A 13,851-nucleotide genomic window follows, 5' to 3' on the forward strand; every position below is an offset into this window, starting at 1 on the left:
AGTTAAACATGAAGGATTGGCATAAAAGTGTAGTCTATCAAATTTATCCGAAGAGCTTTAATAGTTATTACAATAGAGAAACCGGGGATATAAAAGGTGTTACAGAGAAACTAGATTATTTAAAAGAACTCGGAGTGGATTATATATGGTTAACACCGATATACCAATCACCACAAAATGATAATGGATATGATGTAAGTGATTACTACAGCATTGATCCATCTTACGGAACGATGGAAGAGTTTGAAGAACTTTTAGCAGAAGCGAAAGTACGTAACATTGAAATTATGCTTGATATTGTTGTAAATCATAGTTCGACTGAACATAAGTGGTTTAAAGAAGCGAAGGAAGATAAAAATAGTCCATATCGTAATTACTATATTTGGCGTGATGAAAAAAATAATTGGCAGTCTAAGTTTGGTGGATCTGCTTGGAAATATGATGAGAAGACGGAGCAATATTATTTACATTTATTTGATGAAACACAAGCTGATTTAAATTGGGAAAATGAAAAACTTCGTGAAGAAGTATATGATATGATGCGTTTTTGGCTGGATAAAGGAGTAACAGGATTCCGATTAGATGTCATTAACTTAATTTCAAAAGACCAATGTTTCTTAAACGATGAAGGTAGTACTGCGACAAGTGATGGACGCAAGTATTATACAGATGGTCCGCGTGTTCATGAATATTTACAAGAGATGAACCGAAATGTTTTTGCAGGAAAAGATGTAATTACAGTTGGAGAAATGTCATCTACGACAATTGATAATTGTATTAAATATTCAAACCCTGAGCGTAATGAATTAAGTATGACGTTTAGTTTCCATCATTTAAAAGTAGATTATCCGAATGGTGATAAGTGGACGAAGGCTGATTTTGATTTTATTAAATTAAAAGAGATTATGTCTAGCTGGCAAATTGAAATGCAAAAGGGCGGAGGATGGAATGCGTTATTTTGGTGTAATCATGACCAGCCTCGCATCGTGTCACGCTTTGGTGATGATGGAAAGTACCGAAACGAATCTGCAAAAATGTTAGCGACAGCCATGCACATGCTGCAAGGAACGCCTTATATTTATCAAGGGGAAGAAATCGGTATGACGGATCCTAAATTTGAGTCCATCGAGCAATATCGTGATGTGGAATCGTTAAATATATACGATATAAAGCTAAAAGAAGGGCTATCAAAAGAAGAGATTATCGGGATTTTAAAGCAAAAATCTCGTGACAACTCTCGCACTCCGATGCAGTGGAATGAAGAGATGAACAGTGGTTTTACAACAAGTACACCTTGGATTTCAGCGGCTGAAAACTTTAAAGAAATAAACGTAGAGAAGGCATTAGAAGATAAAGAGTCCGTATTTTATCATTATAAAAAGTTAGTAGAACTTAGGAAAACGTATGATGTAATTACAGAAGGAGAATATGCTATTTTGGATAAAAATGATCCTAAGATTTGGGCATATACTCGTACTACAGAAAGTGAAGTGCTGCTTGTTATAAATAACTTCTATGGAGAAGAAATAACGTACTCTGTACCAGCGCACGTTCAATTAGATGGAATGAAACAAGAAATACTACTGTCGAATTATAAAGATGCTAGCAAGGATATTACAAAACTTAGCTTAAGACCATATGAATCAATTGTGTATCGATATACGAAATAAAAAGGTTGTATGCCCATGCGGCATACAACCTTTTATTTTAGGACACCACTGTACAAAATGTTTACCTCTACCTCAGGTTTGAATTTTACTTTTGCATAATCTTTATTCCAATTTTTCTTCTTCCATAAGTCAGGGTGGTAGGCGATAAGGTGTCTGCCGATACCGAAAGCATCACAGTTTGCTTTTTGTAACTTTTTCGTTATCTTTTTAGCTTCTTTCGTAAGTTGTTTAGACAATTCTTTATTTAGTTTTTTTCTTTCATCCATTTTGTAAAGATTATCTCTCGGAGCTTCAAGCGCTATAACTTTTAGTTGGAGCTTAATGTGAGCATAAACATTTCCTTTTTTATCTGTTGTTATTTTTAAGTCTCGTTTTAACTTTCGGTTGCTAATTTCCATTGTTAAATAATCAGATGTTTTCTCTGATTCATCGCTAGTAAGCTTCTGGGTTATACGGGCACTTGTTCCCATTTTTCCGGTTAATAATACGAATAAAACAGATTGTTTCAAAGGTAAATGCCCAGTTAATTTATCATTGTTAAATAAAGCTAGACCGTTTGTAATTACTTCTTTTCCTTTTATTTTTATAGAAGGGAGGGTAAAGTCTTTACCGGGATCTAACATTTTTGTAGCAGCTGTCTCTAAAGTTTCTTTTGGAAATACACTCATATCTTCTAAGCTTTTCACTTTTTTCTTTAGAAAATCTCCAATTAGTAAATTTCCTACTTTCTTTTTTTCTAGTATCTCGGATGTTTCACCATCTACTGCAATAAGTTTTACTAAAGCAGTTGGGTTTGTTGGGTCCCGAAAGCTGACATCTAAAAAAGGTAATATACCTTTTTTTAGGATTTTGGTTCCTAGTAATTGAACACCATATTTAAAATAACGAATATTCCCAGTAACATTTTTTTTTAGGGCATCGCTTGTATCCCTTATGTTATGCCCCGTTGCTGAATGTATTTCATTTTCGAATGAAGATTGCTCTCCGCTTGAACTTTTTACGAGCTCGATTGTTTGCTGGAGTTGATTCTCTTCCGTAATATCAGATCCAATACTATAAGCTAACCTTGCCTCCCTTAATGGTTCTTGATCCCAGCATCCAGAAAGGAGGGAACTAGTACATAATACAAAAAGTAATTTAACTCTTTTTTTGAACATACTGTTCTCCTTTCTTATTTCGTATCACAGAATAAAGTAGAAATAAAAGAGGAAGGACAACTATGAAAATATAGGTGAACTTATCAGTGAAAGTTGAGATTACTTTTAATTCTTCAGGTGTATCTATAAATAAGGCTACACTAAAAGCAATAATACCAATGATTGGAACAGCTTTTTTATGATTAGCAAGATTGAATATATGTCCTATTCCGATTGAAGCAGCGCAATAATAACTAGCGATAGAAGCTGCAACAGTTATCATCCAAATTGGTATAAATAGTAAATCAGTTCGGTCTATAATTCCGATATGTAAGGAGCGTAATAAGTAAGCAACTGGTTCTGGAATAAGCTCAATTTGTTTTGGACTAAATACGATAAAGCAAATCCAAACAGTAAAAGTATAAAAAAGTGTTACAAATCCATTAGCGATAGAAATGGCCTTCAGTTTTGCGACAGAACTGCCATTTACTTTTGGAAAAGCGATAAGAATGATTTCAAAACCATACATGGCTGTAATTGTTTCCTTGGATGCTTGAATTATATTCCACCAGCCGGCTTCTGTAATGGGAAAAATATAAGAGAAATCAGCTCGGGAAAGCCCTAGGGCAATTAAAAGGGCCATTGGAATAATGAGGATAGAGGCCATGACATAAAATCGTACGATGACTTTAAATGTATTATAGGCTATATAGCAGCAAGCTATCGTAAATAGCATGAGAATGGCAGACCAAGGAGTAGCTTGTAATATCCATACTTTAATGACATTACAAGCATTCAACATAACCGTCATACCAATAAGCGTAAAATAAAAAACATAAGCAAAACCTAATAGTTTTCCAAACTTATTACCAAATAGCATACAAACGCTTTCATACATATCTGCATCAGGAAATCGCTTTAAGAAAAGCCACATAAGTAAAATAATAAGTTGAATTGCAAGCCCAGCGACGAGAGCGGAAATCCATCCACCTCCTTTTGCTATTGGGTGAAGACGGTTAGGTAGAGAAAGGATACCAACTCCGATTTGGCATTGAATAACGAAAAAGGTAAATTGAACGAGCGAAATTTTACTTTGCGTGTTTGTCACCGTCCTCATCCTCTCTCGTTACATGTTGTCGTTGCATTTTTTTCGGTTTTGGATCATGTGGTCGTTCCCAAAACGACCAAATTGGAAGTCTTACGAAAGAATCTTTCATATCTTTTATCCGCATCGGGGCAACAGGAGAAAGATATGGCGTATGAAATGAATGTAATTGACATAAATGAACGAAAGTTATAATTAGACCGAATGATATTCCGACGTATCCGAATATAGCAGCAAGAATCATTAATGGAAAACGAAGAATTCGAACTGCTGAACTCATATCGTTTGATGGAACGAGAAAAGATGAGATGGCAGTTAAAGCTACAACAATAATCATCGTATAAGAAACAAGTCCAGCTTTTACAATTGCATCACCAATTACTAAACCACCTACAATACCGATTGTTTGTCCAACTCGGCTTGGTAAGCGAATACCAGCTTCCCGTAATAATTCAAAGATTAATTCCATTAAGAGAGCTTCAAAAATAGGAGGAAGTGGTACTTTCTCTAATGAAGCTTTAATTGTATACACAAGTTCGAGCGGCAATACATCAGGATGAAAGGCTACGGTTGCGATATATATAGCTGGTAAGAGAAAAGCAATCAAGAAACTCACTAAGCGAATCATTCGGACGAAAGAACCGACAATCCAGCGGTTATTATAATCGTCTGGTGATTGATAGAAAGCAAATAACGTAACAGGAACGATAAGCGCTGTGGGATCTCCATCAGATAAAATAGCAACTCGTCCTTCCATTAAATTTGCAGCGGTCCTATCTGGACGCTCTGTATTTAATTGCTGCGGAAATGGTGAGAAAGACGTATCCTCTATAAATTCTTGTATATATCCTGGAGGCATAAGTGCATCTGTCTTAATCGTTTCTAACCTTCTTTTTACTTCTGTAACTAAATCGTCATTCGCTATGTTTTGCATATAAGCAATTGCCACTTTCGTATGCATTTCTTCACCAAGTGTGAAATATTTAACGACGATATTTGGACTTTTTATGAGCTTACGAATCGAAGCTAAATTAGTTGCTAGATCCTCTACAAAACCAGTATGTGGACCGCGCACAATCCCTTCATTATCAGGCTCTGCTATATCTCGCTTTAAAGATAAAGCTGTTTCGAAAATAAAAAAACTGTCGACGTGTTCATGAAAATATAAGGATTTACCTTGTAATAAAAGCTGCACACCATAATTTAAATTCGTTTCTTTTTTCATATTTAATGTGGCAAAAGCTTTATCTAAAGCCAAATCCGACCGAGTTAATAAAGGCTCAAGAGCTAATTGGTGAATCAAATTTGGGTCTGCTAAAGATTCGATATATAAGATTGTTCCTTTTCCGTTTTGAAATGGGACATCTAATTTTTTTATATCATCTGAGTGACATAGCTTATTTTCAATGTAATTAATATTTTCCGGAAGTGATGGAAACATATGCTTTTTGTTATTATCTTGTTGTGAGTGCTTCTGTTCGGTCATACTTTCCATCTCCTTTACATTGAAATTACTTCTGTTAATTTTTGTTTTTTGTGAGAAAATTATGCTTGGATTTTTTAGAAAAGTAGGGAAATGGAAAGAACGTATATATTTGCGATATTAATATATATCTTTTGTACTATAGGAGAGTAAATCTAGCGGGATGCATAATTACATCATTTGATGAATAGGAAATTTAAGAAAAGCGATTTATAATACTAGTATTGTGTCTTGCCTTTTTAGGTACAGTACACAGCCGGTGATTGGCTAGTGGATGTTCTTCCATTTTGCCAGTGCCGGTTTTTTATTGGATAATAGGGAAAATGAAGTTTTTATAAAGAAAGAAGGGGTTGTTTTGAAGGATGTAAATTCTATCTTTATGAGAGAAAAGATTGCTAGTTCTTATCTTTATTTTATTTCTTTTCTTGGTTTGGTTACTATAACTATATCTTTACTTGAAATTAAAATCCCTTCTCATTCAACAATACTAATAATGTTGTTACTATTTATGGGGATTGCAGAGTATTTTCCTGTAAGATTTTGGAGAGGAACTAGCTCGCTTACTTTTCCGATAATCTATGCTATGAGTTGGCAGTTTGGAATCCATATAACTATTACTGCTATTGTACTCGTAACGCTAATTATTCACCTGCATCGTCGTTCACCGATACAAAGAATGTTATTTAATAGTACTCAGCATGCACTTAGTTTGATTTTGGCCGAATGGTTTTCAAACAAATGTATGTCCTTATTACTTAATAAGATAGTTATGTCAGTTCTATATGAAAATTTAATATCTTTGTTATTATTTTGCGTGTTTTTTTGTTTTTTCAACAATCGTTTTTACGATTTGTTGATGATACTTCTTCCACAGCCATATTCAATATATCAGTGGTATAAAAAAACTGTAACGGTATTTCTTTGCGAAACTTTTGGTTTCTCTTATGCGGCCCTGATGCATGTATTAATTAGTATATATAGTGTGGAAATAAACGAGATTACAGTACTGTTTTTCTTTTTTCCACTTGTAGCAGCTTCAGTTATTAGTTCTTTTTCTGTACGGATAAGGATGGAGAAGGAACGATTATATGAGTTATTTCTTATTACGACCGAAATTAGTCGAGGATTAACTGGAGGAAATTTGAAACATATTAAACAAGCACTTAAAGGTTTTTTTGGCATACAAGCATATGTAATATGGACAAAAGATGATGGGAACTGGAGTATTCTATTAAAAGATGGGAAAGTGCGCTCTCATATTTCTGATGATTCAGAAATATTAAGGGCGTTTGAGAAACTTTCTAAAAATCTTGTATTTAATGATTGGAAAATTGGTACGGCTCCTGGAGATGAAATATTTGATAGTGTTATACGCTCACTTGTATATTTTCCTCTTATAGTAAATGATGAATTAGTCGGAATGTTTGTTGCAGGGAAAAGTAGAAATGCGGGTTTCTTTCCAGAAGATGTACAGTCGTTAGCTACATTTTCTAACCAATTAGCTAACGTTGTTAAAACAAGGATATTGATTTCTGAACAGAAAAAAAGAATGATTTTAGAAGAAAGAAATAGAATTGCCCGTGAAATTCACGATGGTATTGCGCAAACATTAGCGGGGGTAATATTCCAACTAGAATCCGCACGGAAAAAATACCATGATAAACCAAAAGATATGCAGCAAGTAGTTGAGAAAAGCATAAAAGATTTAAGAGGAAGTCTAGGAGAAGTTCGCTATTCTATTTATGCTTTAAAACCATATCCGACACAACAATTAGGCCTTAAGCAGGCAATAGCAAGTAAAATAAAATCTTTAAAACGAGAATATGAACTAGACATTACCTATCATGAAAGAGGTCATGCACGTGCGCTTAGTTTTTCAAAAGAAAGAGTTATATTTGATACATTACAAGAGAGTTTGCAAAACATTGTAAAACATGCACAAGCAAAAAAGGCTGATGTTTTACTCAGTTATCAAAGTGAACACGTTCTTTTAAGGGTTAAGGATAATGGAGTTGGATTTTCACTATTTGAGTCTATGGTTAAAACAAAGAATGAGCCACATTATGGTATATTACATATGAATGAACAAGCTGACCAATTAGGGGCTACTTTACAGATTGATAGTTCTATAGGAAAGGGGACAGAAATTACACTGTTAATTCCAGATTCACAAACAAGGGGTGCGTAAAATGATTAAAATATTAGTAGTAGATGATCATGCTTTTTTACGGGATGCAATTCGGAGCATACTAGAAGATGAATCTGATATGAAAGTGGTTGGAGAAGCTAGCTCTGGGGATGAAGTATTGGGAAAAGTAGAAGAATGCGGACCAGATTGTATTTTGATGGATATTAACCTGCCAGGGAAAAATGGGATTGAAGCTACAGAGTTAGTGAAAAAAATTTATCCGAGTTGCCGAGTACTTGTGTTTACAATGTATGAACATGATGAGTATTTAATGGATGCACTTCAGGCCGGTGCTGATGGTTATTTATTGAAGGATTCCTCATCAGAGCAGGTAGTAGCAGCAATTCGAATGTTATATCGAGGTGATTCAGTTATTCATCCGCGTATGACTAAAAAATTAATTACATATCATCAGCAAAAAATGAAAGTAGAATCAAATGAAAATGAACTGACGGAACGTGAAAAGGAAATTCTCTTTGAACTAGTAAAAGGACTTAGTAATAAAGAAATTGCTGAAGTTTTATATATTAGTGATAAAACAGTTAAAATACACATCAATAAAATTTTTAAAAAACTAAATGTGAAAAGTCGATCGCAAGCAGTGATTTATGCAGTTCGAAATCAATTGGTTCCGCTAGATTAAATAAGAAATCTATCAAAGAACTATCGTGTCGATTTATTCTGTATCACAAAGAATAAAGGACAAGATAGTTCTTTTGTACTATGTAGGCATAGAATCCTTAGAGAAAAGATACTCCTTTTGTTTAATTTTCAGAATAATCAAAATGTGAAATAATAAAAATAGAATTACATTTTAATATTGTTAATAATTCATTTTATGAAAATCTTTTGTTGGAAATAAATGATGGGGGGCTCTTATAAAAAGAGTAAAGTGAGTGGTTAGCTATATGAGGTATGGGGATGGTAGTGGCGTTGGAAATCTTTCATGATACAAAAGATTGAGATTGATAGAGTTTCCGATGCTACATGGGAATTTAAGAATCAATTTGTTTCAAAAAATAATATTAATAATGGGGAGATGCAATATGAAACGAGGGAAATTTGGAAAGGTTCTTATTGGAACGTTAACAGTTGGAATGTTATTGTCTCAAGGGATTCCATATAACGTATTAGCGGAAGAGGTAAATACATCTACTTTAACTGGAATTGATGATGCAGATGCTATCTTAAAAGGCCTTACAAAGGAACAACGTAATGCCTTAAAAACGTTAGATACAAAACCAGGTTTTGTTATTTCGCCAGGTATCAATACAGCAAGTCCTAATAATGTAAATGTGATTATAGAATTTAAGCAAGCGCCTAGCAAAATTGAGGTATTAAAACAAGCGGCTAAAGGGAAAAAGATAGCTCTTTCAAATGCGGAACAAAAGGTAGAGGCATCACATAAAGGGTTTAAAGCAGAGCTTGAACAGCTTCAAAAGAATAAAGAGAAAGGGACAAATGTAAAATCTGCAAAGATAACAAGAGAATATAAGAATGCTTTTAATGGTGTAGCGATTTCTTTACCAGCAAATATAATCGAAGACTTAGTTCGTACCGGTATCGTTAAGCGCGTATGGGAAGATCATGAGGTTAAAATTGATTTGCCGAAAGAAACAGCTAAGACTGCTGTTGAACCAAAAATGGCAGATAGTGTACCACAAATTGGTGTAGACAAGCTACATGATGAAAAAATAACAGGAAAAGGAATTAAGGTAGGTGTACTAGACACAGGTATTGATTACAACCACCCGGATTTGAAAGATGCATATAAAGGGTATCGTGCAAAACAAGGTGAAGATCCAACTAAAATAGATCCGAACTCAATAAAAGGATGGGACTTTGTTAATAATGATGCTGATCCAATGGAGACAACGTATAAGGATTGGCAAAATTCTGGAGGATATCCTGAGATTTATGAGGGAAGTGCATATTATACATCCCACGGTACGCATGTAGCTGGGACAATTGCTGCAGACAAACAGAATAGTGTGGATTATGCAGTGAAGGGCGTTGCTCCAGATGTAGACTTATATTCATATCGCGTATTAGGTCCATATGGAAGTGGACAAACAAGCGGTATTCTTGCTGCGATTGATAAAGCAGTGAAAGACGATATGGATGTTATCAATTTATCACTAGGAGCGTCTATTAATGATCCTTTATATCCTACTTCTGTTGCAGTGAACAATGCGATGTTAGCAGGTGTTGTTACAGTAGTAGCAGCTGGTAATAGTGGTCCGGAAGAAGGTACTATAGGATCACCTAGTGCAGCAGCACTTCCAATTACAGTTGGAGCCAGTGACGCTGCAGTGAATATTCCAACGTTTTCCGCCGATGCAGGTGATGTACATGTAGATAAGATGATGCTACTTGGAAAAAGCTTTACTGATAAGATTGAAGATTTGAAAGGACAATCCTTATCGGTTGTATATGCAGGGCTTGGGAAATCAGGTGATTTTACAGGGAAAGATGTAAAAGGGAAGTTAGCTCTTATCCAACGTGGTGAGATTACATTTGATGAAAAAATTAAAAATGCTAAGGAAGCAGGCGCAAAGGCGGTAATTGTATACAACAATGTAGATGGGGAAATTACAAGTTATCTTGGGGAAAGTACTTCATCTATTCCATCGTTCCGCTTAACAAAAGTAGATGGTGAGAAATTGCAAGCAAAAGCTGTACAAGGAGATGTGTCGTTAGCATTTGGAGAACTTAGTAATATAAAAACAGAGGGAGATCACTTGGCTGATTTCAGCTCCCGTGGTCCTGCAACTAAAACAGATGATATTAAGCCAGATATTGTAGCACCAGGTGTGTCTATTTTCTCAACTGTTCCTGAATATATTAATGATCCAAAAGATGGAGAAAATTATCCGGTAGCGTATGGACGTATGTCAGGTACATCTATGGCAACTCCTCATACTGCAGGGGTAGCGGCACTTATTTTACAAGAACATCCAAACTATAGTCCATTTGAAGTAAAAGAAGCACTTATGAATACCGCAGTTGACCTAAAAGAAGAGCGTTCTGTATTTGAGGTGGGCTCTGGACGAATTGATGCATATCGTGCAGTTCATGCAGATACATCTATCGAGGTTATCGATAAAACATCAAACGTTGTAGATGATGAAGAAGTAGAAATTGAAGAAAAAACAGGTTCTATTGCGTTTGGGTATAAAAATCAAATTGAAAATGGGCCTATTAAAGATAGTCGAAAAGTCTTAATTAAGAACAGCAGTAAAACTGATGGAAAAGAGTTTAAATTAGAAGTAGAGTTTTCATCTACAAGTGTAGGTGTGCAAGATGCAGCGAAGAATGGTGTGAAGCTAAATGTACCAGATTCTATTAAAGTAGCTCCTAGTACATCAGAGGAAATTAGCCCTGAAATTATCATTCCAGAAAACGCTGAATTTGGTAGATATGAGGGCTATATTCATATTTCAAATAAAAACAATGAAAAAGAAGTATATCAAGTACCATTTGCAGTTAAATTCACAGAAAAAGGGATTGCGTCTGTAGATTTACTGAGAGATGCAATGGCAACAGATGCATCTAAATTCCATCCGTTTATGGAGAGACCAAGTTCGCCTTTGACATTTAAACTAAATAGTCCTCTTGAAACTATTGATGCAGTTGTGAAGGACCGAAAGACAGGAAAGGCATTAGGAGTCGTTGGTACACTTAATGCAAGTAGTCTAACACCGAATATTGAATATATAATGTTTTCTGGTATGGGAGGGTATGTACTTCCATTCACAGGAGATCCAGCTCATCCAATTGGGGATAAACCTGTTATGTTGCCTGATGGAGATTACGAATTGAACTTCGTTGGATATGATAAAGAAGGAAAATCGTATACAAAAGGCGATAGCATTATCATTGATAATGTTATACCGGAAATGAAATTTAAGGATGTACAACCTGGTATACATGAAGTCAATGATTCTATGTTTAAAGAAGAAGACGGCCAACGTGCATTATGGGTGCATGGTAATATTTATGATTCTACAGTAGATGCATTGAAGGCAAAAGGCTTGCAGTATGATCAAAAAGCGAACCAAATTGTATATTATCAAAACTCAGCCTTTCCATCAGGTTGGCTGAATACAATTCAAGCAAATGGTGATTTTAAATTTGGAGTACTTCCAGAGGAAATAAACGAGCCGTTAAATTTAAAATTATTTGGATATGATCTTGCAACTGCAGGGAATATGGCAACTGGATATAAAGATTACGTCTTTGTAAAGGAAGGGACAGAATACGCTGTTCCAAGTTATGACAAAGATAAAATCAAATTAGGAGAGAAAATTACATTAACTTTGAATCTTAATAATGTAAAACAGCTTATGTCAGGTACATTTGAAATTCCTTATTACAAGCAGCTCTTTAAATTTACAGATGTGAAACCAAATCCAGCACTTACGGAATATGTAAAACAACATGGACTGAACCTTAAATTAGAAGATCCGAAGATAAGTGAAGAAGGAGCTTGGGAAAACAAGGTGAAAGTTGGGGCATCATTAGAAGGAAAAGAATTTAAAGGATTAGATGGAGATACACCATTTTTAGATGTTACATTCGAGATGACGAACGATGAATACTTTAATGATTTAACTGCATTTGGAGTAGAGAAGTTCTCTTATACAAAAGCTGTTGCATCAGAAGGCATTGAGATTCCTGCGTTTAAAGATAAATCTTTTGCTATTGTTTCGAAACATTCAACGATTACAGGGTATATTGGCCCGGAAGCTTTCTTGAATGAAGAGGGGTATTTAGGTAAGAAAGACTATACAAAACTAGGAGCAAAAGTGTACGCAGTTGGCAAGGATGGAAAGAAATATACAGGAACGATTGGTGATAACGGGCAATTTGAAATTCATAGTGTCCCAGTAAGCGATAAAGAATATGATATTTTCGTAGAAATGCCAGGTCATTTAAATAGTAAATTAACAACAAAAATAGGGAAGGTGCAAGACGGTGAATTAGTGGGACAAAACTTTAGAGTTGACATGGATGATAACCTTGCAGGTGATGTAAATGGAGATAAAATGGTAGACATTCAAGATGCTAGAATAGCAGCTTTATCGTATGGAAAAGGAAAAGTATCTGTAAAAGATGGAGATATAAATCAAGATGGTGTTGTAGATGAAACAGATATTCGTTTTATTGAGAAAAACTTCTTGAAAAAGAGTCCAGATGCTAAAGAAAATCAGAAACCGAAAGAAAATGTAGGTCCAGTGACATTAGATAAAATCTTACGCTCTATTGGCTTAGAACCAAAAAAATAAGTGGGCAAACTTCTAGAGTAAATAATGCAATCAGACAATGAATAGTAAATGAAATGAGATTGGCTAACAAATAACCGGTAATGATTTACGGTAACATTACCGGTTATTTTAAAAGTAATAGTCGTTTTGATATATGAAGTAACTAGTTTAAATTTGGTTCACTTTCGCTGTGGGACAAGGTAGTTGCTTAAATTATTTTGTGGGATGGAAATAAGGTTTGTAGTTTGAACTTTAAAAATAGGGGGACTTGTGAAATGAGTATTAAGAAAAAACTTGGTATGGGTGTTGTAACTGCAGCACTTGGCTTATCTTTAATTGGCGGGGGAACATATGCGTATTTTAGTGATAAGGAAGTGTCACAAAACACTTTTGCAGCGGGTACTTTAGATTTGAGTGTGAACCCTGAAGTTGTTATTAATGTCGATAATATTAAACCAGGTGATGAAATGGAGCGTGGTTTTCAATTAGTAAACAAAGGAACTTTAGCAATAGGAGATGTGAAACTCCTGACAGATTACAGTGTAATCGATGCTAAAGGAGATAATGGAAATGCTGATTTTGGTGATCATATCCGTGTTGATTTCTTGTGGAATTTGGATAAAAATGAGGTTCCAATTTGGTCTACTACATTATCTGAATTAAAGGTATCTACGCAAAATGGAAGTATTCCTGATCTTGTACAAAAAGGTGTTGTAGACCGAGAAGGAAATGGACTTGCTCCTGGTGATGATGATACTTTCTATGTAATGTTCACATTTGTAGATAATAATGCAGAGCAAAATGTATTTCAAGGAGATTCATTAAAATTAAATTGGACTTTCAATTCAATGCAGACAAAAGGTGAAGAGAAATAAAAATAAATGTTATATACGAGAATCAATTGATGAAGAATTGATAAATAAAACTTTTAATAATGTAAAGGTTGATTTAGTGACTCAACCTTTTTTGTTTTTAGATTATTCATAGCAGTACTTCTAACAT

8 protein-coding genes are annotated in these 13,851 nt (G+C 34.8%); 5 read left to right on the top strand and 3 right to left on the bottom strand.

Annotation, left to right across the window (positions count from 1 at the left end; genetic code table 11):
- The first annotated feature begins 8 nt into the window (after window positions 1–8).
- On the top strand, window positions 9–1,670 hold the full coding sequence (gene treC / locus ACTL4X_RS03280) for an alpha,alpha-phosphotrehalase (protein ID WP_017657287.1): 1,662 nt from the start codon (window positions 9–11) through the stop codon (window positions 1,668–1,670).
- Between the two features lie 32 nt (window positions 1,671–1,702).
- Here the strand turns inward: treC and gerKC are convergent, their stop codons facing one another.
- The 3 genes from gerKC to gerKA are packed head-to-tail and all read right to left on the bottom strand — an operon-like array spanning window position 1,703 to window position 5,397.
- Window positions 1,703–2,827, bottom strand: coding sequence for a spore germination protein GerKC (gene gerKC, locus ACTL4X_RS03285; RefSeq protein ID WP_000474042.1), 1,125 nt, complete (start codon window positions 2,825–2,827; stop codon window positions 1,703–1,705).
- A complete protein-coding gene (locus ACTL4X_RS03290; protein ID WP_000185798.1) occupies window positions 2,808–3,914 on the bottom strand; it encodes a GerAB/ArcD/ProY family transporter in 1,107 nt (368 codons plus the stop codon). The genes gerKC and ACTL4X_RS03290 overlap by 20 nt, the downstream gene beginning before the upstream one ends.
- Window positions 3,895–5,397: a spore germination protein GerKA gene (gene gerKA / locus ACTL4X_RS03295; protein WP_000139277.1), complete on the bottom strand. Its 1,503-nt coding sequence runs from the start codon at window positions 5,395–5,397 to the stop codon at window positions 3,895–3,897. Before gerKA ends, ACTL4X_RS03290 begins: the two co-directional genes overlap by 20 nt.
- Window positions 5,398–5,749: 352 nt before the next feature.
- Here gerKA and ACTL4X_RS03300 point away from each other — a divergent pair, with 352 nt between their 5' ends.
- From ACTL4X_RS03300 to ACTL4X_RS03315, 4 genes are all read left to right on the top strand, one after another.
- Window positions 5,750–7,582, top strand: coding sequence for a GAF domain-containing sensor histidine kinase (locus ACTL4X_RS03300; RefSeq protein ID WP_002182443.1), 1,833 nt, complete (start codon window positions 5,750–5,752; stop codon window positions 7,580–7,582).
- A 1-nt stretch (window position 7,583) separates the two neighbouring features.
- Window positions 7,584–8,225 carry a response regulator gene (locus tag ACTL4X_RS03305; RefSeq protein WP_000590668.1) on the top strand — a complete coding sequence of 214 codons (642 nt, stop codon included), beginning with the start codon at window positions 7,584–7,586 and terminating at the stop codon, window positions 8,223–8,225.
- Window positions 8,226–8,628: 403 nt separating this feature from the next.
- Entirely contained in the window at window positions 8,629–12,870 is a 4,242-nt protein-coding gene (locus tag ACTL4X_RS03310) for a S8 family serine peptidase (RefSeq protein ID WP_441394980.1), read from the top strand.
- 254 nt (window positions 12,871–13,124) lie between these two features.
- A complete protein-coding gene (locus tag ACTL4X_RS03315; RefSeq protein WP_000023366.1) occupies window positions 13,125–13,724 on the top strand; it encodes a TasA family protein in 600 nt (199 codons plus the stop codon).
- The last annotated feature ends 127 nt before the right edge of the window (window positions 13,725–13,851 follow it).

This window comes from Bacillus sp. RE35, assembly GCF_052146655.1.
GTDB lineage: Bacteria > Bacillota > Bacilli > Bacillales > Bacillaceae_G > Bacillus_A > Bacillus_A cereus.